This window comes from Streptomyces sp. NPDC004721 (assembly GCF_053601495.1).
In genome coordinates, this window is record NZ_JBSGBZ010000006.1 from 82,806 (window position 1) to 108,450 (window position 25,645).

Consider the following 25,645-nt stretch of genomic DNA (forward strand, 5'->3'; position numbering starts at 1 on the left):
GGGCCAGGGTCTTTCGTTTGGATCATGAACCGTTCGGTGCGGGCGTTGAGCGGCATCGGCCGCGGGCCCCTCGGGCGGCGCCAAGCCCTCCCGGTACGGGCGCGAGCCGTCGGACCACGGCATCAAGGGGTCCTGAACATCACGACGGTGTGGACCCCGGCCCGACCCCGTCGCGGGCGCGCGTCGCCAGGCGCGCTCCCGCGCACAGGCCGTGCAGCAGGTCGCACCCCGAACTGTGGCCGACGGCAAGCAGGGCGGTGACCGGGCCGGACGAGTCGCTGCCGGTCGCGGCGGACCGCAGCAGCACCGCGACCTGGGGGATGCACAGGCCTTCGGCGGCATGCCGGAGAAGGGCCGCGGAGACCGGCGGCGTCAGCGCGTCCGTCTCTGCCGCGACGTGTGCGAGTGCCGCGAGCCAGTCCGGCGGCCGCGGCTGCACCTGGGCGGCGAGCAGCAGCCCGCACAGAAAGTCGTCCCCGGAGGGGGTCGCGCCGGGGCCGAGGCCGAGCAGGGCGTGGGCCGCGCGCCGCCGGGCCACGGTGCCGCCGTGCGCGAGCATGCGCACGAGGGCACGGGCGGCGGGGCGGACCTCGGCCGGCAGCGGCCGGGGCGGGCGGAGCGTCGCGAGCCGGTCGAGGACCGGGCCGGGTGGGGTGTCCTGGGCGCGGGGCGGCGCCCAGAACTCCCCCGCGGTCAGGCACAGGGATCCGATCGCGATCCGGCCGGCCCCGACGCGTCCCGTACGGCCGGGGGTCAGCCCGTGGAAGGGCCGTTCCCCCGCGGCGCGCGGCAGGACGACGGCGGCCGGCACCCGCACGGCACCGGGCACCACCAGGGCGAGCGGTTCCCGCTGTCCGTGCGGGAGCAGATACAGCGCCTGCCGGGCGACGGCGATGACGCGGGCGGGACGGGCGGGGCCCGCCAGGACGTCGCGGGCCAGTTCGCTGACCAGGCCCGGCAGGGTGGTCGGGCTCATGGCGTCCGGGTGTCCTCCGGCTCCTCGTCCCGCGGTACGGGGAAGGCGGCGAGCGCCTTGACGAAGCACTCCATCGGGGCGTGCACGAGTCCGGCACCGATCTGCCCGATGCCCGGTTCGCGGTGGGCGATGCCGGTGGTGACGACGGGTTCGATGCCGGTGTCGACGACGGCACGCAGGTCGATCCCCACGGGCGAACCGAGACCGCCGAGCGCGGGCAGCCGGTACGCCTCGTGCCGGGCGAGGGTGATGCGGGCCATGTCGCGGCTGGTGCGCAGCGCCTGGTCGACGGTGCCGCCGACGAACCCGGTGATCGCGGGGGCGGCGGCGAGCGAGAAGCCGCCGAGGCCGTTGGTCTCGGTGATGGCGCTGTCGCCGATGTCGGGGTTGGCGTCCTCGGGCCCGTATCCGGCGAAGTAGAGCCCCTCGATGCGGGCGGCGGGCGCGGTGAACCAGGCGTCGCCGAGGCCGCTGACACGGATGCCGACCTCGACGCCGTTGCGGGCGAACGTGGTGACGAGGGTGGAGTGGGACACGCCGTGCGCGGCGGACGTGGCGAGCTTGGAGGCGGCCATGGAGAAGTTCAGGAACCAGTAATGGTTCGCGGCGAGGAACTCCAGGACGTCCGGGCCGTGCTCCGTCCGGGACAGCGGGGCGGCGATCTCCCGCAGGAGCAGCGCGGACGCGGCCGTGTTGCGGCTGTGGCACTCGTCGCCCATCTGGAGGGCCTGTGCGGTGATCGCGCGCAGGTCGACCCCCTCGGGCAGGGTGCCCAGGACGGTGTCCAGGGTGGGGGCGAGCACGTCGGTCATCCAGCGCAGCCGCTCCATGACGTCGTCGCCGAGGGCGCCGTAGCGCAGACAGCGTCCGGCGCCTTCGTTGAGGTTGGCGTACGCGCGGCGCCCGGTGGCCGGGTCCTCGACGACGAGCACCGGCATGGACGGGGACGTGATGCCGCCCATCGGCCCGACGGCCTCGTGGTGGTGACACGGCTCGAAGCGCAACGCACCGGAGTCCGCGAGGAGTTCGGCCTTCTCCGGGGTGTCGGCCCAGCCTTCCAGTAAGGCGGCGCCGATCACGCCGGCGCGCATCGGCCCGCACATGTCGGACCAGCCGATGGGGGGTCCGGCGTGCAGCAGGACACGTTCGCCGGTGGCGCGGTCGTCGAGGACGGGCAGTACCTCGCGGGCCGGGCGGACGTCGCGCCACAGCGGCCGGGCGGCCAGCAGGCGTGCCACGGCGGTGCGGTTGGCCTCCTCGACGAGCGGGTGGGCGGTGAGCTCGGCGAGGTTCCAGCCGGCGTCCGGGTCGCCGCCGGCCGGGGGACGCCAGTCGAGGCCGTCGACCCGGGCGCCCGCGGTGCGCGGGACGTCGGCGAAGTCGGCGACGCCGACGGCGGCGATCCGGGCCGGGGTGTCGCCCGCGCCGAGCAGGGCGGGCGTGGTGGGAGCGTTCACGTGGGGTCTCCTGACGTGGTCTTGCCGAAACGGGCGGTGGGTCATCCGGTCGACGTCAAGTCCCGTGTCCCTACGGGGCCGTGTGCCGCCGAGCCGATCAGGGCCACGGCCCATTCGGCCGCGTCCGTACTGGTCGGCGCGAGGTGGGCGCCCGCCTGCGTGAGGCGGCTCCGCTGGGTGGCGGTGCCCTGCGGGTCGCGCTCGGTGCCGACGACGAACGCGAGCACGGGGGGCCGTTCGGACGCCGGGACCCGGTCCAGTTCGGCGGCGAGGGCGGCGGCCGGGTCGGGGCCCGCGCCGTGGCCGAGGACCACGTCGAGGACGACTGCGGCGGTGTTCGGGTCGTGCAGCGCGGCGCGCAGGTGGGCGGCGCGGACCGTCGGGTCGATCATCGGGTGCGGGCGGCCGGCGGTGTAGGCGTCGTCGCCGAGGTCGAGCACCAAGTGCCGTGCCAGCAGGGAGATTTCGCCGCCCGGAGCGAAGGGCCGGACTGCGGTGACCGCGTCGGGCAGCAACTGCCGTGCCTCGTACGCGAAGGTGCCGCCCGCGTACAGGGCGCGCAGGTGGCGGCCTCGGCCCGGGCTCACCGAGGGCGGCGTCCAGGCGGGCGGCGGGGTGGCGCCGAGGGCGGTCAGCACGGCGCGGGCCGCGTCCCGCAGGGTGCCGACGACGGTGACCCGGCCGCGGGAGGCCGCCCGGTCGGGGCCGAGGAACGCGGCGACGACGGGCTTATCCGCGCGTGCGGCGCGGGCCAGGACGCGTTCGGCGACGTCCGGCGCGGGCGGTTTGGAGACCAGGACGATCAGAGCGCAGCCGGGATCGGCGTCGAGCAGGTCGAGTGCGTCGAGGGTGGTGCGCGCGCCGACCTCGGCGCTCAGGTCGCGCCCGCCGGTCCCGATCATCTGCCGGACGCCTTCGCCGGCGGCGTCCAGGAGGCACGACACCTGTTGAAGTCCCGTGCCGGAGGCGCCGATCAGACCGATGCGGCCGGGGCGCAGGGCATTGGTGAAGCCGAGCGGAATCCCGTCGAGGAGCGAGGTGCCGCAGTCGGGTCCCATGGCGAGCAGTCCCTGCCGGTGGGCCTCCTGCTTGATCCGGATCTCCTGGGCGAGCGGCACGTTGTCGCTGAAGACGAAGGCGTGCATGCCGAGCCGCAGCGCCTTGAGTGCCTCGGCGGCGGCGTACGGCCCGGGGGTGGAGATCAGGGCGAGGCTGGTCGCGGGGTCCGCCTCGACCAGCGCACGCGGCACCATCTCCCCCACCCCTAACCCGGGTTGCGCGTCCTGGGCCGGCTGATCGAGGAGTGCGGGCACCTCGTCGAGGGCGTGCTCGACGGCTTCGACGGTGCCGCGCAGGGCGACGACGAGATCTGCGGGGCGGGCGGCGCGGCCTTCGTCGGTGAGCAGCCCGGCATCGGCGAGCAGCCGGAGATTGGGCTCGGTCGCCATGACGAGGCTGGCGGCGTCGATGCCGGCCAGGCCGGTGAGGTGCTGAGCGGCACGCATCAGGGCGACGGAGTCGGCATAGGCGTCGCGGCGTACGGAGTTGGTCGTGTGCGTCGCGGTCGACGCGGCGGACTTGGGGGCGGTTCGGGCGGCGGTTGCGCTCGGGGTCGGCTCCATGAGTCGACCGTACGGCCGCCCCCGGGGGTGCTGTCTTCGGCGACCGGTGCCAGCGGGAGGGCGCCGATCACCGGCAGCAGCTGACAGTGCCTGCGTACGCGGCTCGCCTTGATGTGCTGCTCTCGTTCGGTCTCGGCGGCCGCCTGTGGCACGTCCTGCCGCTGACCGGTGCTGCTGTGTCTGCTGTTCTGGCTGCCGCGATGGCGTGCCTTGCGGGCGGCCGTCGCGGCGCCGGTCAGCGTGCGCGCGCGCTGAGCAACCGGTGTGCGTGCACGGCCAGTTCCGTCTGCAGGCGGCGCATCGGGTCCTTGTCCGGGGTGCCGGTGAGCCGTTCGATCTGCTTGAGGCGGTAGCGCAGCGTGTTGTAGTGGATGTGGAGTTCCTCGGCGGCCTCCACGCCGTTGCGGTCGTGCCGCAGGTACACGGCGAGGCTGTGCACGAGGCTGCCGTCGTTCCCGGCGTCGTAGCGCAGCAACGGGCCGAGCGTCTCCTCGACCAGGGCCTGGAGTTCCGGCGCGGGCAACTGGTCGAGCAGCCGGTAGACGCCGCTCTCCTCGTGGAGGCGGACGAACGACCGTGCGAGGCCGTCGAGTTCGCGGCCGAGGGCGAGCGCGGACAGGGCCTCGCTGTGGCTGAGGTGCAGATCGGCGAAGTCGTCGCGGACGGTGCCCGCGGCGACGGCCACGATCCGCCCCGGGCAGGCGGCGGCGACGGCGCGGCGCAGCGCGGTGCGGTCCGGCTCACCCGGGGCCACCAGCAGGGTGAGGCCGCCAGGGGTTCCCCAGGCCGGGGTGTCCGCGCCGAGGGCGGTGCGGGCCGCGGCGAGCAGCCGGTCCTCGGTGAGGCGGGCGCCGCCGCCCTCGGCGGCCGACGCGGTCTCCACGACGACGGCGGCGCGGGGGCGTTCCAGGTCCCAGCCGAGGGCCGCTGCCCGGCGCGCCGACTCGGCGCGGTCGCGCGGCGGGTGGGAGACGAGCTCGGTCGACAGCAGGGTGCGGTAGCGGCGTTCACGTTCGGCCAGCACCCGCTCCTGCACGGCGAGCATGGCCGCGAGACTCGCCACGTGCTCCACGGCGGTGGCCTGCTCCGGGTCGGGTTCCTGGCCGTCCGCCGTCCACAGGGCAACGTCACCGCTGGGCCGGTGGCCGACCGTGATGGGCCGGGTGAGAGGCGCCACGGCGTGCTGCGGTACGTCACCGACCGCCGCGAGGATCGTCCCGTCGGCGCCGCGGATGGCGGCGGTGCAGTCGGTCTCGCCCGCGAGCAGAGCGACGAGTTCACGGTAGGAACCGCCGTCGAGGACGGCCCGCGCGAGCCGGTCCCGCAGTGCCTGGGACCGTTCGAGGCTGAGGGCCTGGCGGTTGACGACGGTGCCGATGACTTCGGAGAGAATGTCGTTGAGCATCACGCACCCGGGCAACTCGACCACGGGGAAGGCAAGTTCGTCGGCACGGCGCAGCAGCCGGGCGGGCAGCCGCGGCAGATACGGGCCGACCTTCACGCCGAGGGCGGCGAGGCCGCGGGCGGCCAGTTCGGGAACGAGGTCCGCCAGCGCCTGTTCGTCGTCGCGCACCGCGTAGGCGGTGGTGAGCAGAAACTCGCCACCGCGCATCCAGCGGATGATGTCCGGCACTTCCATGATGTTGGCGACCCTGATCGCGCGCCCGGCGCCGGCCCGGCCGGCCGCCAGGCGGGCGCCCGCGAGAGCGGGCAGTTCCAGCGCCCCTGCCACGGTCAGGACTCCGGCAGGGGTGCGGGCGGGCAGCGCCGAGGCGGCGCGGACTGAGGCCACGCAGCTCACTATGAGCGGCCGCCCTGCCGCTGTAAACGGCCAGGACGCGAGTGTGTATACAATTCGCGGCAGCCGCCGACGGCTTCTGTCGTCATGCCCACGGACACTGTCAGCGAGCGTCAACGCGCCCGCGTCCACACTGGCGATCGCCGCCAATGACCCTCGGCGCCGGTGTTCCTATCGTCCTGGTGTGACTCCTGGACCCTTACCTCCTCCAAGCCCGGCCCGTGCCCCGTCGCCGCGCGGCGGCCAGCATGATCCGCAAAGCGGACTTCCCCGCCGGCACCTGACCTGACCCGCCGCAAGCACCGCCCCCGCACTCCCCGCACGTACGGTCCCCAACCGCCACGACCACGTGAGGAGAACCCCTCGTGAGCGCTCTGCTGCTGCGTCACGCACGCGTCGAGGACTCCCCGGACCCGGCAGACATCCGGATCCGGGACGGACGCATCGAGACCATCGGCCAGGACCTTCAGCCGCCCGGCCGCGCCGAGGTGCTCGACTGCGCGGGACGGGTGGTGATCCCGGGGCTCATCGAGGCGCATCTGCACCCCGACAAGGCGCTGCTCGACTCCGTGCGGCCCAATCCCACCGGGACGCTCGCCGACGCCATCCGCGTCACCGCCGAACTCAAGGCCGGCTTCACCCGTGACGACGTGCGGGCGCGCGCCGAGCGGGTGCTGCGGATGTGCGTCCTGAACGGGACCACGACCGTCCGTGCCCACCCCGACGTCGATCCGGTGGCCGGCCTTGTCGGCTTCGAGGTGCTGCTCGAACTGCGGAAGTCCTGGGCCGACTTGGTCACCCTGCAGGTCGTCGCGTTCCCGCAGGAGGGCGTCTTCCGGGCGCCCGGCACGGAGAAGCTGCTGCGCAAGGCGCTGGACGCGGGCGCCGACGCCGTCGGCGGCTGCACCTACTCGGAGGCGTCGGTCGCCGACTGCCACCGGCAGGTGGAGCTGGTGCTCGACCTCGCCGCCGAGTACGGGGTGCCCGCCGATCTCCACGCGGACTTCGCGGACGACTGCGGCGACGAGCGGTTCGCGCTGGCCGAGTTCATCGCGGCCCGCACGGTCGCACGTGGCCTGTCCGGGCGCGTCACCCTGGGCCACGCCACCTCCCTGGGCGGCCGCCCGCCCGCCGAGCGCCGCGCCGTGCTGGCCGAACTCGCCGCGGCGGGTGTGGCCGTGGTGCCACTGCCGGCGACGGATCTGTTCCTCGGCGGGCGCGGCGACGACACGGCGGTACGCCGTGGCATCGCCCCGGTGCGGGAACTGTGGGAGGCGGGCGTGCTCACGGCGTGCGCCACCAACAACATCCGCAACGCGTTCACCCCGTACGGAACCGGTGACGTCCTGGAGGCGGCGCTGCTGCTGGCCCGGCTCGGGCATCTGTCGGGCCCGGCGGACCTGCGCCGGGTGCTGCGCATGGTGACGTACGACGCCGCGCGGGTGATCGGGCTCCCGGAGGCGGACTACGGGGTACGCGAGGGCGCGGTCGCGGACCTCGTCGTGCTCGACACGGACGACTACGACTCGGTGCTCCTGGAGCGGCCCGTCCGTACCGCGGTGGTCAAGTCGGGCCGTGTCGTGAGCCGTTCGACGTTCTCCGCGGAACTCGACAGCTCCCTCGTGACCCGTCGGAGGGCCTGACATGGCCGAGACGACCGCAGGCCGGCAGACGACGTCGGTCGAGGCCCCGCCGAGGCGCGAGCGGATACCCCACGAGATCGCGGCGTCGCTGCTGGCGGCCACGACCGCGTTCATCGGTGGCACCGTATGGCATCTGCCGCCGTGGGCCATCTTCATCCCCTGGGCAGGGATGTTCCTGCGCGGCGGGCCGAACCTCCCCGACGCCAAGCGGCTGTGGCTGGCCATGCCGATGGGCTCGACGTACGCCCTGGTGATCGTGTTATTGGAGACCCATCAGGGCACGGCCTTCGGCGAGGGCCAACTCGCCCGCAACGCGTTCGGGGCGCTGTGCGTCCTCGTCGTGAACTCCGCGCTGATGTACACGGGCAAGCTCAAGCTGTTCTCGCTGATCCCCGGCATGTTCTTCGGCTTCGCCAGCTATTTCGCGACGTTCTTCGGCGGGTTCGGCTACGACGTCGGCAACCCGTGGGCGGCGTGGGTGTCCGTGATCGCCATGAACGCGCTGGGACCGGTGTACGCATGGCTGTCGATGTCGCTGACGTTCCCGGTGAAGAGACGGTCCTGACGCCTTCGACACCATCGCCCGCGCCCTCCCCCTGGTCCGCCGCGAAGTCCTCTCCACCGCCGCGGCGGCCGGGGCCGCTTTCACCGTTGCCTGACTGTGCCGTCCCTTCCGACCGTTATCTGGCCAACCCAACCCCCTGCCCGGTCTGGCGGTGTCCACCGGCGCGAAGCCTGTGACCCGTACTGCCCGAGCGCTCGAGGTCGGAGCCGAGCCGGATTTCCCGTCCCTGCCAGCGCTCCCGCAGCCAGCGGTCGTGGCTGGCCAGCACGATCGCGCCGGGGCCGGTGCCCAGCGCCACCTCCAATTCGTCGCACAGGCTCGGCGACAGGTGGTTGGTGGGTTCGTCAAGCAGCAGCAACTGCGGCGGTCGCGCCACCAGCAGCGCCAGCGCGAGCCGCCTGCGCTGTCCGACCGAGAGTCGGCCGACGGGCTTGTCCAGGTCCGCTTCGTGCATCAGACCGAGCGAGCCCAGCGGTACTGCTTCGGCCCGCTCGGCTCCCAGCACCAGCTCATAGGTGTCCCGGACGGACCGGCCCGGCCGGTCGAAGACGGTGTCCTGGGCGAGCAGGCCCACGGTCAGTCCGCGCCGCCGCCGCACCTCGCCCTCGGGCGCGAGCCGCCCGGCGAGCACGGCCAGCAGAGTCGACTTCCCGGCCCCGTTCCCACCGGTGACCAGCAGACGGTCGGTCGCCGAAACCTGCGCACTCACCCGTGCAAGCCGGCCAGGTACCCGTACGTCGTCCAGGGACACCAGCGGACCGTCGCCCTCCGCCCCCGGTGCCGCGAGCGCCGTGCTCTTGAACCGCAGCGGCTTCGGTGGCTCACCGACCTGGGAGCGCTCCAGCTCCTCCAGGCGGCGGATGGCGTTGCGCACCCGCCGGGAGATCTGGCTCTGGACCCGGCCCGCACGGTGGCCGTAGCCCATCTTCTCGTTGTCGCGCGGTCCCCGGTCCGGTGCGACGCGGTGCGCGGTGACCTGAGCGGAGACCCGCAGCGCGGCCAGTTCCTCCTGTTCCTCGGCCCAGCGTCGCTCCCAGCGGTCCCGCTCGGCACGCTTCTCGGCCAGGTAGGCGCTGTAGTTGCCGCCATAGCGGACCGGACCGTCCATCGCCGGGTCGAGGTCGATCAAGTCCGTGCACACGGCGTCCAGAAAGGCCCGGTCGTGGCTGGCCACCACAACGACCCCGGGCAGGGTGCGTACCTGGTCCTCGACGAAGGCGGCGGCACCGTCGTCGAGATGGTTGGTGGGTTCGTCCAGCAGCAGCGCGGAGGGCCGCCGGACCAGCAGCCCGGCCAGCGCGAGCCGGCCGCGCTGCCCGCCGGACAGCGACCCGAGCGTCCGGTCATGTCCGAAGGCGCCGAGGCCGAGGCCGTCGAGCACGAGCGCGGCACGCCGGTCGGCGTCCCAGGCCTCCCGTTCCTGGGCCTGTTCGAGCCGGACGCCGTACGCGTCGAGCAGGCCGGCGTACTCGGGCGCATCCTGCGCGGTCCGCGCGAGCTGCTCGGTGAGCCGTTCCAGCTCAGCAAGGTCGTCCCTGGCTTCGCGCAGGGCGTCGTCGAGTACGTCGGCGATCGTCGCGTCGGTGTCGTAGGGCATCTCTTGCTGAAGAAAGCCCAGGTCGGGCGGGCGCGTGACGCTGCCGGCGTCGGGCTCGTCCGTCCCGGCCAGCAGGCGCAGCAGGGTCGACTTGCCGACGCCGTTCTCCCCGATCAGCCCGATGCGGTGCCCGGGCGAGGCGGTCAGGGAGACACCGTCGAGCAGCCGTCGGTCGCCGAGGGTGTGGACGAGGTCGTGGGTGAGCAGAGCGGGCTGAGGCATGTGGGGTCCGTTCAACGTGATCGGTGTTCGGCCCGCGGGGCGGCATGCCTCGGACACGGGCCAGGTCGACACGTCGGCGGCTCACACCTCAGGGGCCCCTGTCTCCTTCAACTCGCCGTCAGCCAGCCGCAGCCACCGGTTCACGCCGATCTCGCGCAGGAACCGCTCGTCGTGGCTGACCACCACGAAGGCCCCCTGGTAGGAGTTCAGGGCGCTCTCCAACTGGCCTGCGCTGACCAGATCGAGGTTGTTCGTCGGCTCGTCCAGGAGCAGCAGGTGCGGAGCGGGCTCCGCACACAGCACACAGGCCAGGGTGGCGCGCAGCCGCTCGCCTCCGGAGAGCACCCCGACGGGCAGATGGGCGCGAGGCCCCCGGAAGAGGAAGCGGGCGAGCAGGTTCATCCGCTCGGCCTCCGGCCGCTCCGGGGCGTAGTCGGCGAAGTTCTCGGCGACCGTGCGGTCCAGGTCCAGCAGGTCGAGGCGCTGCGAGAGGTAGGCGATGCGGCCGTCGGCCCGCTTGATCTCGCCGCTCTGTGGTGTCAGGTCGCCGTTGAGCAGACGCAGCAGCGTGCTCTTGCCGGCACCGTTGGGACCGGTCAGCGCGATGCGCTCCGGACCCCGGATGGTCAGGTCGACACCCTGGCCGGCGAACACGTCCTTGTCGCCGAGCCTGACGCAGAGCTGCTCGCCGAGGAACAGGTTGCGTCCGGCGGGCACATTGGTGTCCGGGAGGTCCAGCGTGATGCGCTGCTCCTCGCGCAGCGCGCGCCCGGCCTCGTCCAGCCGGGCCTTCGCCTCGCTGACCCGGCCGGCGTGCATCTGGCCCGCCCGGCCCGCGGACTCCTGCGCGCCCCGCTTCATGTTGCCGGCGAAGATACGAGGCAGACCGGCGCTCTTCAGGTTACGGGCGGCATTGCTTTGCCGGCGTTCGGCGCGTTCGCGGGCCTGCTGCATCTCCCGCTTCTCCCGCTTCAGCTCCTGCTCGGCGTTGCGGACGTTCTTCTCGGCGACTTCCTGCTCGGCCCGCACGGCCTCTTCGTACTCGGTGAAGTTGCCGCCGTAGAAGCGCAGTTCGCCGCGGTCGAGTTCGGCGACGCGTTCCATGCGGTCGAGCAGGGCGCGGTCGTGGCTGACCAGGAGCAGGCAGCCGTTGAAGTCCTCCAGCACGTCGTAGAGCTTGTGCCGGGCGTCGAGGTCGAGGTTGTTGGTGGGCTCGTCGAGCAGCAGCACGTCGGGCCGCTTCAGCAACTGGGCAGCGAGACCCAGAGAGATGACCTGGCCGCCGCTGAGGGTGCTCAGGCTGCGATCCAGGGTGAGGTCGGCCAGACCGAGGCGGTCGAGTTGAGCGCGGGTGCGTTCCTCGATGTCCCAGTCGTCGCCGATGGTGGTGAAGTGTTCTTCGTCGACGTCCCCGGACTCCACGGCGTCGATAGCCCGGATGATCGCGGCGACGTCCAGCACCTCGGCGACCGTGAGGTCGCCGGTCAGGGGGAGGCTCTGCGGGAGGTAGCCGAGGGTGCCGGCCACGGAGACCGACCCGGTGCCGGGCCGCAGTTCACCGGCGATGAGCTTGAGCAGCGTGCTCTTGCCGGCACCGTTGGGCGCGACGAGGCCAGTGCGGCCGGAGCCGACGGTGAAGGACAGGTCCTGGAAGACGAGAGTGTCGTCGGGCCAGGTGAAGGACAGGTTCGAGCAGACGACGGAAGCGTCGGACATGGAGGTGACCTCGTGGGGAGGGGGCAGGGAAGACACTTCTGCCCCGGCAGCAGACAGAGGGAAAGAGGGGACGACAGCGAGGCCACGTCGGCGGCGCTTCCACGCACCGGCCGGTGGCCTGTCGGGTCCGGATATCACCCGGAGATGTCGTCGTCCACCACCATGTCTGGGCTCCTCAACAAACGATCAACGTCTCTACCAGTCTAACAACAAGTTGCGTTGGACCGGAGACACGAAAGGATCACCCGGTCCGGACCTCGGTCGGCCCCCGCGCCCAGGGCTTGGTGGGCGGCGGTCAGAAGTACGGCTGGACCGCCAACGTGCTCTTCGAACGTCGAGGCGGCCAAGCGGTGGGCCGGCGGCGCGATCACCGCCGACGCCGTGATGCCGGGCGCGACCCGCACCAAACTCCTGCGCTACCAGCTCGAGGCGCGGCGTGTGGCCCCACGCACTGGACGAGGAGGACGCGGCCCATCTGTGGGCAGTGTCAGAGACGACGCTCCGACCCACCAGGTAGTACTCGCGCGAATTGCTGATTGATCACGATGCCCGGGTCTGTCCGCCGTTCTCTCCCTCGTCGCCCTGGTGGTTGGGAAGCGCTAGCGGGCCGCCGGTGTCCGGTGCGGCTCTCGCCACCATCTCGGAGAGTCGCCTGCAGGCCTCTTCGATCTTTTCCTGGGTCTGGTTTCGCTCAGTGATGGCCGCGGCGAGCAACAGCGCGGTCAGCGCGGCGGCGCCGTTGAAGGCCTGCAGTGAAATCATGTTGGTGAGCAGCGTGTGACCGGCGAACGGGCCTGCCCTGTGCGTGACGGCGAGGATGGCGAAGGTGGATACGGCCAGCGCGCAGGGCGTGGCTCCGGCGCGCTGGAAGCGGAAGGCTGCCCAGGTCAGCAGCGGGAAGCCAAGGAAGAGCAGCGGTGCGGGGAAGGTTTCGAGGAGCCCGACGCCGATGGTGGCCGCGACAAGCAGCGATGCCTCCGCCCATCGGGATGGCGGTGTGCCCTTCGGCCAGTGCGCCGAGCGGAGGACGAGCAGCAGCGGCGCGACCAGCAGGACGCCCATGGCGTCGCCGGTCCACCAGATCCACCAGGTGAGCCAGAACCCGCCGGGGGGCAGCGCGTGAGCGACGCTCAGGATGCTGCTGCCCACGGTCGCGCTGATGAGCGTGCCGGTGAGCGCGCCGAGGAAGACCAGTGCGAGCGCGTCCTGGAGGCGGTTCATCTGGGTGCGGAACCCGCTGCGGCGAAGGAGTGCGTAGGAGCAGAGGGGGGCGAGTGTGTTGCCTGTCGTGATGGCGAGCACGGCGGGGGTTGACGGTCCCAGTGGGATGTCGATCAGGAGGGCGCCTAGCGCGATCCCGGGCCAGACCCGCAGGCCGATGAGGAGCAGGCCGGCCAGGGCGATGCCGGTCGGAGGCCACAGCGGCGTGACCTGGCCGCGCATGAACTGCTGGAAGAGTCCCAGCTTGCCGGAGGCGCAGTACAGCGCGGCGACTGCGCCGATCTGCAGGGCCGTCAGGCCACCGATCCGGAGCTTGTCGCGGCTCACAACGGTCATCGGGAAGTTTTCCCCTCGGCTCTGCTCCCTCGTCCACCGTTGGCTGACCCTCCCGGATCCACGACACCGCCGCTCATCTGTATGACCTTTCGCAATGTGCTCTGCCGGGATTGCTTCGGGTGACCACTCGGAGGGATGTGTGACCCGAGGGATCTGCCTCTTGGCCGCAGTGGGTCCGGGCGGCTTCAGCGCGGGGTGCGCAAGGCGAGGATGGCCATGTCGTCGTGCGCATCGCTGGGGTGGTGGTCGGCCAGGGCCTGCACGAAGTCCTGCAGGGGCAGGGCCGCGTGTGTGGTGGCGAGTTCGGCGAGTTCGTCCAGGCTCTCGTCGAGGGGGTGGTCGGGGTGTTCGATGAGGCCGTCGGTGAAGAAGACCACGGTGGTGTCCGGGGGCAGGGGGTGGGTGTGGTCGGGGCGGGGCTGCCCGACGTCGACGTTCAGTGGTAGTCCGGGCTCCATGAACAGGTATTCCGCCCGGCCCCCCGGGGCGATCAGCAAGGGCGGGACGTGGCCCGCAGAGCTCCAGTGCAGCCTCCAGGCAGCCCCCTCGGGTTCGATGCGCGCCAGGCTGGTGGTGGTGACGGGGTTGTCGGTGATGGCCTCCAGGGTGCGATCGAGCTGGGCGAGGACCGCACTGGGCGGAGTCCGCAGGGTGAACAGCAGAGCGCGCAGCATATTGCGGGTGGAGGCCATGGCGGCGGCGGCATGCAGATCGTGACCGACCACGTCACCGATGACGACCGCCACCGCGCCGTCCGGAAGCAGGATGGCGTCGTACCAGTCGCCGCCCAGATGGTGGGGTTTGGCGGCGGGCCGGTAGATGGCGGCGGCGTCCAAGGGTCGCACGTCGGGCAGCTCCGGCAGCAGACGCCGCTGGAACTGCTCGGACCCGGTACGAACCTGTTCGAAGAGCCGGACGTTGTCAATCGCGATACCGGCGGCGCGCGCAAGGGCGATGACGATGGTCTCGTCGTGCACGTCGAAGGGCCGTCCGTCGCGTCGCTCGGAGAGGTAGAGGTCGCCGTAGATGTCACCGCGGACGCTGACGGCGACGCCCAGCAGGGTGCGCATGGGCGGGTGGCCGGGCGGAAACCCGACTGAGGACGGATGGGAGGAGATCTCGTCCACCCGCAAGGGTTCGGGGTGGCGGATCAGGTGCCCGAGCACGCCCCGACCGCGAGGAAACCCCACCTCTGCCAGGGCCGACCGTTCCTCCTCGGACAGGCCGCCGACGATGAACTGCTCCAGGAACTCGCCGGACGCGTCGAGCACTCCCAGTGCCCCGTACCGGGCACCGACCAGGTCCATGGCGGTGGTCACGATGCGGTGCAGCACCGCGGGCAGCTCCACCTCCCTGGTGATGGCCACCACCGCCTCCAGCAGGCCCTGAACCCGGTCCTTGGCGGCGGCCAGAGCGTGCAGCTGCTCATCGATCCGGCCCAGCTCGGCGTCCAGACGCGCCAGCAGGTCAGGGCGGGGCGACCGCTCCGCCCCTTCCCCCTTCTTTCCCGCCACCATCACGATCGCCTGCTGAACAGGTGCTCGCTCTCGGCGGTCTTCAACCGGTAGGAGTCAGTGCCCGTCTGGATCAGCGTGCTCTTCCGGCGGAGCCGGTCGGCGATCGCCGCGCATCGACGAGGGCCGACGTAGGTCTTGCCCCACGCGCCGCAGGGGGCGTGGGAAGCCACCGCGGTGGCCTTGGGCTCCTCCCGCTCGGTGAAGACCTGGAACAGCGGCTTGGAGCCCCCTGCTTCGGTGATCGCAGTGCCCGCCTTCGGAAGGACGTCGGGGTCGATGATCGCGTCCTCCGGTTCCGTCTCCGGCAGCGGCATCCGCCGTGGCGGCACCTGATATTCAAAGCCGGCCTCGGCGTCCCTATCGGTGGGGGCGGTCTTCGCGGGGCTCATGCGCTCGTGTCCTTCTTCGAGGTGGTGCTGGTGACCCGCTTCAGCAGCCGGTCGTACGTGCTCATGTCCGGAATCGGACGCGGATCGGGCGGCAACGGCAGGGCGTGCCGCGAGACGACGACCTTCGCCCCCTCGGCCGGACTGCCGCCCGTCTCCTCACAGACGGCGTCACACTGGCGGGCCTCGATGGCCACCAGGTCGATGCGGACCGAGCCGAGGCCGAGAGCAGCCTGCATGCCGCCGATGACCGCCGCGACCGGCAACTGCCGGTGCGACAGCAGCGCCTCGATCAGCACCCGGGTGCCCTCATGTTCACCGACCTTGGTCTTCGCCGCCGAACGGAACGCCTCATGAGTGGCAGTGAAGCCGTCCTGAGCCCAGGCCTGCGCCAGAGCGGCGGCCCGGCCCACGCACCGGGCTTGACCAGGAGAATCTCCAGGATGTCGTGGCAGGCGTAGCGGCGAGTGAGCCTGAGGTGCCGGGCGACGAGCCGCCGCCCGCCCAGGGCCGGCGCCTCGTTCGCTCGCGGCACGGTGATCCGGCCATTGCGGTGCGCCGCCGACACCAGGTCCTGCCCGCGGTCGTAAACCCGTGCCGAAACCGTAGGATCCGCCGGGCCGCCACGGCGGATCCGTTCGTACAGCCACACACGCGAGCGGTACACCCCGGCCTCCCGGCACGACCGTGATCAAACAAGACCACAGGCTGACACGGCCGAAGAGCCCGACCAGCTCATTACGCCAAAAGCGGCATGCCGCACCCGGACGAAGGAGGCGGGAGGTCATTCCCCTGGACCGCGTGGGCGGGCAGTCGGCATCGACGCCGACGTCGTAGGACGCGGCATCGGCCGGCGCTTGGCGACGGCGGCTCGCGAACGGCGGAGGCCGGTGCGAGGGTCAGGCTTCGGAGCACATGCCGCACGGTCCGCTCGATCGCTGCCAGGGCCGCATGAAGGTCCTCGTCGCTCACGTCCTTGTGCGTGACGAGTCGAACCCACCGGCCGCCGTATGTCTTCGCGCGGACTCCGTTGCGGGCGAGGCTTCCCACGGTCGCATGGGTGATCTCCAGAGCGACCGCTGCCGAACGCGGGCTGTGGTCGTCGCCGGGCCGCAGCGCCGCCGACAACGCGTCCGGGTCGATCAGCGGACCACGGGTGGCGAGGCTGCCGGGCGCTCGCCTACCGGTTGGCCAGGTCGGCCAGCAGGTGATCATCGGTTCACGCCGCGCCGACCGTGCCAAGGCCACCGCCGCAAAAAGGCCCACGCCGGCCTGCGCATCACCGACGTCTGACCCCCTGGAAGCTCGTCGGCGCCCTGCGACCAGGAGCCTGCCGGAGGCGCCGGCACGTGGGCCCCGGACCGATCACGGTCCGGGGCCAGGTCACCGGTCCTCCGCCGCACTGCCGGTGTCCCCTCCTCGAAGCCGCTATCGGCGAGTGGCAAGCGCCGGAAGAAGACGATGCGCGTTGTCGCGGTTGATGCAGCGGCGCTGTTGTTCGTCGAGGGCGGGATCGTTGTCGAGCGCGGGAGCGGTGACACCCGTGACCAGATGAGCCGGGGTGGGGGGCCAGTCACTGCCGTAGAGGATCCGGGAGGGATCCACGGTGGACAGCAGACTCGGCGTGGCCGAAGGGGACATGGGGCCGGCCGTGTCGTAGTAGAAGCGGTGCAGGTAGTCACGGACCCGGGCGCGTTCCACCTTGGGTGTCAGGAAGTCGCTGAACACCTCTACGCGGCCGGCGATGTAGGGCAGGAAACCGCCTCCGTGCGGCAGGATGAAGCTGAGGTTCGAGTAGCGGTCCAAGGTCCCGTTGATGATGAGACTGATCGCCGCGCGCGTCGTGTCCATCAGGAAGTCGCACAGGAACGGCGGCACGCCCTCCAGCTCCGCACCGCCTCCGGGGACGTCCATCGGGTGCGTACTGACCACGGCCGAGCGCTCGTTCAGCTCCGCCAGGATTCTGTCCTGGTCGGGGTGGCCGAGATAGACCCCCTTGGCGCTGGTCCGCACACTGACGCCGATCGCCCCGAGGTCGTCCATTCCATGGGTGAGCGACCACATCGACAGGTCCGGGCTGTCCAGGAACAGCGGCGTGTAGAAGGCGAAGCGATCGGGATGGCTCTGGACAAGGTCACTGGCGGCTTCCAGTGCGACACGCGCGCTTTCCTTGCGCACCTTCGGATCCTGGAGGCGGCCCAGCATCGCGACGGTGAACACGCTGGTCCGGATACCCGCCTCGTCCATCATCCGAAGTGCTGTGCCGAGGTCCCACCGGGTCCACGGCGGCAGGCTCCGCCGTTGGACGATCTCCTGCTTCTCCGCCCAGTCGAGCCATTCCGGAGCGGTGTAGTGGTGGTGTACGTCCACACGCTCCCGGCGTGCGTCGCCCTCGCCCGCATCCATCGGCCCGCTGTCGCCTATGCCGGCCAGTGGGGCCGTGCCCGCAGCCGTCTCTAGTGGTGTCATGGACAGGCTCCCATTTCTGTGGTGACGCCGGAGAAGTCGCTCTTGTGAGGCTCGGGTTGCCGAGCCGCGGTGCCGTTCAGCGCCCGAGGACCTGAAGAAGAACGCCGGTCAGTTCCTTTTCCATGTCCGCCGTCCCGGCCTCGGCCCGCCAGGCCACGAAGCCGTCCGGCCGTACCAGCACCGCGCCTTCCGGTGCGACGCCGTGCACCGAGGACCAGTCCGCAGCGCCCCCGGTGTCCAGGTCGTACTCCGCTCCGTCGCCAATCGAGTAGACGTCGAGCGGTACGTTGAGCCGCGCGCCCACGGTGCCGGCCGCGGTGCGCCAGCCGGGACCCCCGCAGAGCAGGACGAAAGAGCGCTCGTAGAGGTCAACGGTGGAAACCTTCACCCCGTCGCGTGTGACCCAGAGATGCGGTGCACGGCTTCCGGGCTCGCCGTTCAGGCACAGGACGTCGGGGATGACGGGGTCCTCCGCGTTCGCGCCGACCACCGCCCGCGAGGCGTATCGGTAGCCCAGCGCCACGGTCATCAGATCCGCGGAGTCGTTCGACGCCGTCCGGGCGGAGTAGCCGGGGTGCTGTTCACGAGCGGCCTGAAGGGTCGCTCGCGCGCTGGTGGTCTGAGCCACTGGCCGACGCTCGGCCTCAAAGCTGTCCAGCAGCGTCGAGCCCGCCCAGCCGCGGAGGACCGCGGCGATCTTCCAGGCGAGATTGTGCGCGTCCTGGATACCGGTGTTGGACCCGAACGCGCCGGTCGGCGGCATCTCGTGGGCGGAGTCACCGATGAGGAACACACGCCCGTCCCGATAGCTGTTCGCCACGCGGTCCGCCGCATGCCACGGTGCTCTCCCGGTGATCTCCACGTCCAGATCGCGCATTCCGGCCGCTGCCCGGATGTGCTCGATGATCCGGGCATCGGTGAAGTGCTCCAGCGTCTGCCCGCGCTCCGGGAACCAGGGCACATGGAAAACCCACTGCTCCTCGTTGTCCACGGGCAGCAGCACGCCTTCGCCGGTGGGGTCGGTGACGTAGCAGACGACGAACTTCTGCTCCCCCGCGACCTCGCGCAGCAGCTTGCTGCGGAAGGTGACGCTGACGTTGTGGAACAGATCTCCCGATCCCGAGTGCTCGATCCCGAGCCTCTGGCGGACGGGACTGCGGGGACCGTCGGCGGCGAGCAGGTAGTCCGACCTCACCGTGTACGTCTCACCGGTGTCCCTGGTTTGCAGAACGGCCTGCACCCCGCCGTCATCCTGACTGAAGGACAGCAGTTCCGTGCTGAAGCGCACGTCCCCGCCCAGGTCGCGGGCGCCTTGCAGCAGGACCGGTTCCAGATCGTTCTGGCTGCACGCGCAGCGGATCGTCGAGCACAGGTCCGCCTCCGGCGGCCTGCCCGTGATCCGCGCCGAGAGCCAGCGCCGGTTCTCGCCGCGCAGGGTGTCGACCTGGAGGATTCCATGGTTCTTCGACAGCGTGGTCGCGGCCTTCCGGATGTCCGGCTCAAGGCCGGCGGTCCGGAACAGTTCCATCGTCCGCATGTTGTTGCCGCGTCCGCGCGGATGCGCCGACGTGGCGGCATGGCGCTCGACGACACAGTGCTCGACGCCAAGGCGCCCGAGGAACACGGATGCGGACAAGCCCACGAGTGAGCCCCCCACGACCAGGACGGGCACATACTCGTTGCCGCGATCGTTCATCGCGTTTTCTCCTCTGGGGTCAGCATCTCCGCAGCGCGGTGGCCGATGGATTCCGTGACTCGCTCTCAGTTCTTTTGCCATGCGCGGCGAGCCGATAAGCAGCGATCACCCGATCAGCGGCAAATCCGCCTCGCCGCGGCCCATGGACACGGGCTCCAACGACCGTGCGGAAGGCCCGTAGGTGCGATCGGGCGAATTGCGTTACGTACGGGACCCTTCCGGGGACCGGTGGATCGTAAGTCGTACATCTGCTGTCCCGTGGCCGGGGCGGAAGCTGTGAGAAAGGCCGGGATGATGACTCAGCTCGACGAACGGGACACGACGGACTCGACAGCGGACGCGATCGCGGCGGCCTCGCGTGGTTCAGCGGCGTATCGCGCCAACCCCTATCCGGTGTACGCGTGCCTGCGCGAGTCGGCCCCGGTGTGCCGTCTGTCTCCCCCGCACGGGGTGGAGACCTATCTGATCACCCGGTACGACGACGCCAAGGCCGCCCTAACGGATCCGCGCATCAGCAAGGACATGTACGCGGCGATGGACGCGTACCACACCATTTTCGGTGACTCGTCCATCGCGCTCGACGACAACATGCTCTTCTCGGACCCGCCCAAGCACACGCGGCTGCGGCGCATCGTCAACCGCGCGTTCAGTCCGCGTCGAATCGAGTCGTTGGGTCCTCGTATTCAGCAGATCACCGACGAACTGCTGGACGGCTGTGCCACCGACGCACCCATCGACCTGCTGTCGTCCTTCGCCTTCCCGCTCCCGCTCATCGTGATCTGCGAGCTCATCGGAATTCCCGAGAGCGAGCGCGCGGAAGCTCAGAAATGGTGCACCACCGTCGCGCGCACCGGATTCAGCAAAAAGGACAAGGAAAAACTGGCGGAGGCCGAGGGAGCGCTGCGGGACTACTTCGCCGATCTCATCCTGCGGAAGCGCAAGAACGCGTCCGACGACCTGCTCAGCGACCTGATCCGGACGCAGGACGAGCAAGGCGCCATGACTGACGGCGAGCTTCTGTCGACCCTGTGGGTGCTGCTCTTCGCCGGCCACAAGACGACCGCGTACCTCATCGGCAACGCCGTGTTCAACCTGTTGACCCACCGCGATCAGCTGCAGGAGGTCCTGGAGGATCCGGAACTTCTTCCGAACGCCATCGAGGAGGTCATCCGCTTCGAGGGATCGGTCGAGAACGCGACGTTCCGGCATGCGCTGGAGGACATCGAGATCAGAGGCACGCTCATTCCGAAGGGTTCCCTCGTACAGATCGCGGTCGCCTCCGCGAACCGGGACCCGGAGAGGTTCGCCTGCCCCGACACCTTCGATGTGAAGCGGGAAGGTCTGCAGAGCGCGCACCTCGGCTTCGGCGGCGGGGCGCACTATTGCCTCGGTGCGCCATTGGCCAGAATGGAAATGCGTACGGCGTTGACCACGCTCTTCCAGAGGTTCCCGAAGGTCGAACTCGATTTCCCGGCGTCCGAGGCCGAATGGCTCAAGGTCCCGTTCCCCGCCTTCCGGGGACTTGAGAGGCTCCCTGTCGCACTGGTTCCGTGACAGGCCGTCAGGTCCTCCACGACCGGGCTCGCTGAAGGGACTTCGGGCGGGCGTACCACCACACAGCGACGGGCCTTCGGCGCGCACCATGCCGAAGGCCCGTCGCTTCGACATGTTTCGACATGTGCGGAAAGCCCCTGGACGGCGTTCAGGCCAGTGCGCACGCCCGGTCGCAGGTCGACGAGTGATGTCTCCGCGCCGGCGGAGGTGAGCCGATCTGCCGCAGCCGCGACCGGCGCAGAGCCGCATGCGTGCCATCCAGCCGCCGGCGCCGTGCCGCCGTGCCATCCGGCATCCACCTTCACCTCACCCGGTACGCGCTCTGGTCACAGGCGTTCCCTGTGCGCTATACCTTCTCCGCGTGATTGGTTGTGCTTGATTCAGCGGCGTATCAAGCAAGTTCAAGCAACCGCCCCACGCCGATCGACGTGTGCGAAGGGATCGACATGAGCGCTCCATCCCGCAGACGCAAGGCTTTCCGTTCCAGAGGGGCGGTTCTGGCCGCCACGGCTCTGTTCGCCGTCCTGGCGGCCGAGGTCGGACCGGCCGTGCCGGCCGGAGCGGCGGCGGCGAGCGCCGCCGGGACCCCGACTGTCATCGGGGCGGTGACCGGGTTCTCGCAGTCCGGCGCCGCCTACACCTTCACGGCGGGCACGGCGAAGGCCCGGGTCAGTTTCGTCTCGGCCGACACCTTCCGCATCGAGGTGGCCCCCGATGGCACGTTCACCGACCCCGTCGGCGGTGACATCGTGCTGCCTCAGGGCGATCCGCCGGCCACCCGCTGGACCGACCGCGGCGACCGCTACGAGCTGTCGACGAACAAGGTGACCCTGCGGGTGTACAAGTCGTCACTGCGGTTCGCCCTGTACCGCGCCGACGGCACCCGCCTGTGGGAGGAGACCCGCGGCATCAGCTGGGACGGCACCGCCACCACCCAGACGCTCACGCGCGGCGCCGACGAGCAGTTCTACGGCACGGGCGAGCAGAACGGCAGCGGCAGCACCTCGCATCGCGGGAAGACGCTCAAGGTGGGCGTCGACTACAACTGGAACGAGGGCGGGCACCCCAACTCGGTGCCGTTCTACCTCTCCTCGGCGGGCTACGGCGTCTACCGCAACACCTACGCCCCGGGCACCTATGCCTTCGCCGACCCGGTCACCGCCACCGAGCAGGAGAACCGCTTCGACGCCTACTACTTCGCCGGCGATTCCTCCAAGGACGTCATCGGCCAGTACACCAAGCTCACCGGGCGCCCCATGCTTCCCCCGATCTACGGCCTGGAGGTCGGCGACTCCGACTGCTATCTGCACAACGCCAACCGTGGCGAGCGGCGCACCCTGGACGCCCTCAAGGTCGCAGACGACTACGTCAAGAACGACATGCCGCTGGGCTGGATGCTCGTCAACGACGGCTACGGCTGCGGCTACGAGAACCTCGACGAGACCGCCAAGGGCCTCAACGACCGCAAGATGCAGATGGGCCTGTGGACCCAGGACGGTCTGGACAAGCTGGCCGACCAGGTCAAGTCGGGCCAGCGGGTGGCCAAGCTGGACGTTGCCTGGGTGGGCTCCGGTTACAAGTTCGCCCTGGACGGATGCAAGGCCGCCTACCGCGGCATCGAGGAAAACAGCGACGCGCGCGGCTTCACCTGGGCCCCGGAGAGCTGGGCCGGCGCCCAGCGCTGCGGCGTGCAGTGGAGCGGTGACCAGTCCGGCAGCTGGGACTACATCCGCTGGCAGATACCCACCTACGCCGGCGCCACCATGTCGGGTCTCGCCTACACCAGCGGCGACATCGACGGCATCTTCGGTGGCAGCGCCAAGACCTACACCCGCGACCTGCAGTGGAAGTCGTTCCTGCCGGCCGTGATGACGATGGACGGCTGGGCCGCCAAGGACAAGCAGCCCTACCAGTACGGGGAGCCGTACACCACCATCAACCGCAAGTACCTCAAGCTGAAGGAATCCCTGCTGCCGTACATGTACACCTACGCGGCGCAGGCCAACCGCACCGGTGTCGGCGCCGTACGGCCGCTGGCACTGGAGTACCCCGACGACCCGAAGGCGGCGAGTGACGCCGCCAAGTACGAGTTCCTCACCGGTGAGGACTTCCTGGTGGCGCCCGTCTATCGCGACACCACCGTCCGAGACGGCATCTACCTGCCCAAGGGCGACTGGATCGACTACTGGTCCGGGCGCACCTACCACGGTCCGACCACGGTCGACGGCTACCAGGCTCCGCTGGACACGCTGCCGCTGTTCGTCAAGGCAGGGGCGTCGATTCCGATGTGGCCCGGCATCAACTCCTACCAGGACCGCACCGCGGACTCCCCGCTCGCCTGGGACGTCTACCCGCAGGGCCGCACCTCCTTCACCCTGTACGAGGACGACGGTGTCACCCGGCAGCACCGGCAGGGCAAGTACGCCGAGCAGCGGGTGACGGTGACCGCCCCGGACAGCGGAGCGGGAGCGGTGCGCATCGCGGTCGGCGCCGACGCCGGTGACTTCGCCGGCAAGCAGAAGAGCCGCCCGTACCGGTTCACCGTGCACACCGGCTCCGCCCCGCACCACGTGGGCCTGGACGACGGTACGCTGCCCCGGTTCACCTCCAAGGCCGCCTTCGACGCCGCCGACCAGGGCTGGTGGTACGACACCTCCGACCGGGGCGGGGTCGTCCAGATCAAGACCCGCAGCATCAGCACCGACCGGGCCTTCCAGGTCGACGTGGACGGCGCGAGCGCGGTGGGTGGCAAGGTCCCCGGGGCGACGGGCACGGTCTCGGTCACGCCGCCCGAGGAGATCGGCGCCGGTGTGTCCGAGGAGGTCACGGTCGGTTTCACCGCGGGTGGCACGGGCGCCGGGGCCACCGAGCTGTCCGTGAGCGCACCCGACGGCTGGACCGTCTCGCCGGCGCGGACGGTCGGCCGTCTGGAGCCTGGGGAACGGACGAGCGCGGAGTTCACCGTGACCGCGCCGGCCGACGCCGGTGTGAGCGAGGCCGTGCTGACCGGCACCGCCCGCTACCGGGCGGCGGGTGAGGACACGGTCGCCACGCAACGGACGGCGGTGCGCACCATGCCGGCCCCGCCCAAGGGTGACGCCTGGGCCAGTGATCTGCCCTGGCTGAACGCCACCAACGGCTGGGGGCCGCCCGAACGCGACCGCAGCAACGGGGAGTCGGCGGCCAATGACGGCCACACGCTCACCCTGAACGGCACCACCTACGCCAAGGGCATCGGCGCACACGCCAACTCCGACATCGAGTTCTGGCTCGGCGGCCAGTGCTCCTCGTTCACCGCCACCGTCGGCATCGACGACGAGATCAACGGCTACGGCGGCGTCTCCTTCTCCGTCGTCGCCGACGGAAAAACGCTGTGGTCCTCCCCCACCGTCAGCGGCAAGTCCGACCCCGTGCCGGTGAACGTGCCGCTGGACGGCGGCCGTCACGTCCATCTCGTCATCACCGACACCGACGGCACGAAGTCCGGCGACCACGGCGACTGGGCGGACGCGAAGTTCCACTGCGCCTGACGCCGCGGCCGTGGCGCCCGACCAGTCGGCCCCCGGCCCTCCGAGACGCTGTTGGCTGATCCGGAGTCCTGCGTGACGTCGGCCGTCAAGACCGAGTTGTGGTCTTGACGGCCGACGTCACGCCGAGGTCGCGGCGACGCAGAACTCATTGCCCTCCGGGTCGGCCATCACCATATGGTGCCCCTCAAACTCCTCCAGGACGACTCCGCCCGCCTTCACCAACCGCTCGGCCTCAGCCTTGATCCGCGCCCACCGCTCACCGAGGCTGCCGTGTCCTGGCACCCGGACGTCGATATGGAGTCGGTTCTTCGCGGTCTTCGGCTCAGGGACCTTGAGGATGCAGAGCCGGGGCCCGGCGCCATCGGGATCGCAGAGCCACGCACCATCGTCCGCGGAGTCGTCCTCCGGAAGATCGAACTGCGCGAGCCACTCCTCGCGGGTTCTGAAGGGCGCGGGCGGCGGCTCGTCCACATATCCCAGGGCCGCCTTCCAAAACTCGGCGAGAAGCTTCGCGTCCGCGCAATCAAGGGTCAGATCGATTCTGGCTGCCATAGCAGGACCGTACTGTGCACCTCTGACAGTCGCGGCTGCGCCGAAGGAGAGTCGACAGCCGCACGCCGTTTCGCTCTGGCGGAATGCACTGGTGCTGTCTGGCCCCTGGTGCGCGCGTGGCGCTCTGACGCACTTGCTTCCCCAGCAGTAACAGCGACTACTACCCACGCAGAACGGAATGTTGCCCTCAGATACCGGCCGATCGCCCGGCGAGTTCTTCCAGTTGCTGAACGACGCTTTCGATGGGTGCGGTGGCGTCGATCTCGACGGTCGCGGTAGCACGCAGCAGCGGTTCGACGGTGGTCAGGTGGTGGAGGACGGCGTCTCGTTCTTCGGGCCGCTTGCCGTACGAGTTGGTGGTCCGGGTTGCGATCCGGGCCAGCAGCGTTTCGGCCGGTGCGCTCAACAGCACGATGTGTTCGAACAGGGGGTAGAACCGCCCTTGGTTGGTCTTGCAGCCGGCCACGAAGAGGTTGCCCTTGTGGTGGCTGCTGAGCAGGTTGGTGATGGCCTGCTCACGCCAGATCCAGTCGGCGGAGCCGTCGGGTAGCGTCACCCATTGACTCCAGGTGTCGGTATCGGTGTCCACTGCCCTGTGCCCTCGCAAGCGCAGCAGATGGAGTGCTGTCGACTTGCCGGTGCCCGACATTCCAGTGATCAGGACCTTCACGGAGCAAGCCTATTCAGGCCGCCTCCTTCCGGGCACGGCTGCCGCAAGGAATAGCTGACAGCCACTCAAGCTACCTTTCGACGCTGATCATGCAGATCATCGGGAATTGCCGGACCGC

At 70.5% G+C, this 25,645-nt stretch carries 18 protein-coding genes; 4 read left to right on the forward strand and 14 right to left on the reverse strand.

Annotated elements, in window-relative coordinates:
* Positions 1-139 precede the first annotated feature (139 nt).
* The 4 genes from ACWEK3_RS07100 to ACWEK3_RS07115 form a co-directional block, all read right to left on the reverse strand.
* The gene (locus ACWEK3_RS07100; protein ID WP_453249117.1) at positions 140-976 is read right to left on the reverse strand and encodes a DUF2877 domain-containing protein; all 837 of its coding nucleotides are present in this window, start codon (positions 974-976) and stop codon (positions 140-142) included.
* Positions 973-2,433, reverse strand: a complete 1,461-nt coding sequence (locus ACWEK3_RS07105) for a DUF1116 domain-containing protein (protein ID WP_453249118.1) — start codon at positions 2,431-2,433, stop codon at positions 973-975. The genes ACWEK3_RS07100 and ACWEK3_RS07105 overlap by 4 nt, the downstream gene beginning before the upstream one ends.
* A 41-nt stretch (positions 2,434-2,474) precedes the next feature.
* Positions 2,475-4,055 carry an acyl-CoA synthetase FdrA gene (locus tag ACWEK3_RS07110; protein ID WP_453249119.1) on the reverse strand — a complete coding sequence of 527 codons (1,581 nt, stop codon included), beginning with the start codon at positions 4,053-4,055 and terminating at the stop codon, positions 2,475-2,477.
* Between the two features lie 235 nt (positions 4,056-4,290).
* Positions 4,291-5,847, reverse strand: a complete 1,557-nt coding sequence (locus ACWEK3_RS07115) for a PucR family transcriptional regulator (RefSeq protein WP_453249120.1) — start codon at positions 5,845-5,847, stop codon at positions 4,291-4,293.
* 371 nt (positions 5,848-6,218) lie between these two features.
* Between ACWEK3_RS07115 and ACWEK3_RS07120 the strand changes: the two genes are divergently transcribed.
* Positions 6,219-7,496, forward strand: coding sequence for an amidohydrolase family protein (locus tag ACWEK3_RS07120; protein WP_453249121.1), 1,278 nt, complete (start codon positions 6,219-6,221; stop codon positions 7,494-7,496).
* 1 nt (position 7,497) lies between these two features.
* The gene (locus ACWEK3_RS07125) at positions 7,498-8,061 is read left to right on the forward strand and encodes a DUF1097 domain-containing protein (protein WP_450547100.1); all 564 of its coding nucleotides are present in this window, start codon (positions 7,498-7,500) and stop codon (positions 8,059-8,061) included.
* Between the two features lie 115 nt (positions 8,062-8,176).
* Here ACWEK3_RS07125 and ACWEK3_RS07130 read toward each other — a convergent pair whose 3' ends face one another.
* The 8 genes from ACWEK3_RS07130 to ACWEK3_RS07165 all read right to left on the reverse strand — a co-directional run bounded on the left by ACWEK3_RS07130 (position 8,177) and on the right by ACWEK3_RS07165 (position 19,221).
* Positions 8,177-9,880 (reverse strand): ABC-F family ATP-binding cassette domain-containing protein, encoded by a 1,704-nt coding sequence (locus tag ACWEK3_RS07130; RefSeq protein WP_453249122.1) that lies wholly within the window; start codon positions 9,878-9,880, stop codon positions 8,177-8,179.
* 81 nt (positions 9,881-9,961) lie between these two features.
* Entirely contained in the window at positions 9,962-11,596 is a 1,635-nt protein-coding gene (gene abc-f / locus ACWEK3_RS07135) for a ribosomal protection-like ABC-F family protein (protein WP_453249123.1), read from the reverse strand.
* 540 nt (positions 11,597-12,136) lie between these two features.
* Complete coding sequence (locus tag ACWEK3_RS07140; protein ID WP_453249124.1) at positions 12,137-13,153, reverse strand: MASE1 domain-containing protein; 1,017 nt, start codon at positions 13,151-13,153, stop codon at positions 12,137-12,139.
* 185 nt (positions 13,154-13,338) lie between these two features.
* Positions 13,339-14,670: a PP2C family protein-serine/threonine phosphatase gene (locus ACWEK3_RS07145; protein ID WP_453249125.1), complete on the reverse strand. Its 1,332-nt coding sequence runs from the start codon at positions 14,668-14,670 to the stop codon at positions 13,339-13,341.
* Positions 14,670-15,059 carry an ATP-binding protein gene (locus ACWEK3_RS07150; RefSeq protein ID WP_453249126.1) on the reverse strand — a complete coding sequence of 130 codons (390 nt, stop codon included), beginning with the start codon at positions 15,057-15,059 and terminating at the stop codon, positions 14,670-14,672. Before ACWEK3_RS07150 ends, ACWEK3_RS07145 begins: the two co-directional genes overlap by 1 nt.
* Positions 15,056-15,469, reverse strand: a complete 414-nt coding sequence (locus ACWEK3_RS07155; protein ID WP_450544591.1) for a hypothetical protein — start codon at positions 15,467-15,469, stop codon at positions 15,056-15,058. The genes ACWEK3_RS07150 and ACWEK3_RS07155 overlap by 4 nt, the downstream gene beginning before the upstream one ends.
* Before the next feature lie 1,015 nt (positions 15,470-16,484).
* Positions 16,485-17,462, reverse strand: coding sequence for an amidohydrolase family protein (locus ACWEK3_RS07160; protein ID WP_453249184.1), 978 nt, complete (start codon positions 17,460-17,462; stop codon positions 16,485-16,487).
* A gap of 139 nt (positions 17,463-17,601) precedes the next feature.
* A complete protein-coding gene (locus ACWEK3_RS07165; RefSeq protein ID WP_453249127.1) occupies positions 17,602-19,221 on the reverse strand; it encodes an FAD-dependent oxidoreductase in 1,620 nt (539 codons plus the stop codon).
* A 294-nt stretch (positions 19,222-19,515) separates the two neighbouring features.
* Between ACWEK3_RS07165 and ACWEK3_RS07170 the strand changes: the two genes are divergently transcribed.
* Together ACWEK3_RS07170 and ACWEK3_RS07175 are read left to right on the forward strand one after the other, a co-directional pair.
* Positions 19,516-20,775 carry a cytochrome P450 family protein gene (locus tag ACWEK3_RS07170; RefSeq protein WP_450544641.1) on the forward strand — a complete coding sequence of 420 codons (1,260 nt, stop codon included), beginning with the start codon at positions 19,516-19,518 and terminating at the stop codon, positions 20,773-20,775.
* 446 nt (positions 20,776-21,221) lie between these two features.
* Positions 21,222-24,305, forward strand: a complete 3,084-nt coding sequence (locus ACWEK3_RS07175; protein ID WP_450544594.1) for an NPCBM/NEW2 domain-containing protein — start codon at positions 21,222-21,224, stop codon at positions 24,303-24,305.
* Positions 24,306-24,422: 117 nt separating this feature from the next.
* On the opposite strand, the gene ACWEK3_RS07180 is transcribed toward ACWEK3_RS07175, so the two are convergent.
* Complete coding sequence (locus ACWEK3_RS07180) at positions 24,423-24,857, reverse strand: VOC family protein (RefSeq protein ID WP_453249128.1); 435 nt, start codon at positions 24,855-24,857, stop codon at positions 24,423-24,425.
* 187 nt (positions 24,858-25,044) lie between these two features.
* On the reverse strand, positions 25,045-25,527 hold the full coding sequence (locus ACWEK3_RS07185) for an AAA family ATPase (RefSeq protein ID WP_453249129.1): 483 nt from the start codon (positions 25,525-25,527) through the stop codon (positions 25,045-25,047).
* Positions 25,528-25,645: the final 118 nt, after the last annotated feature.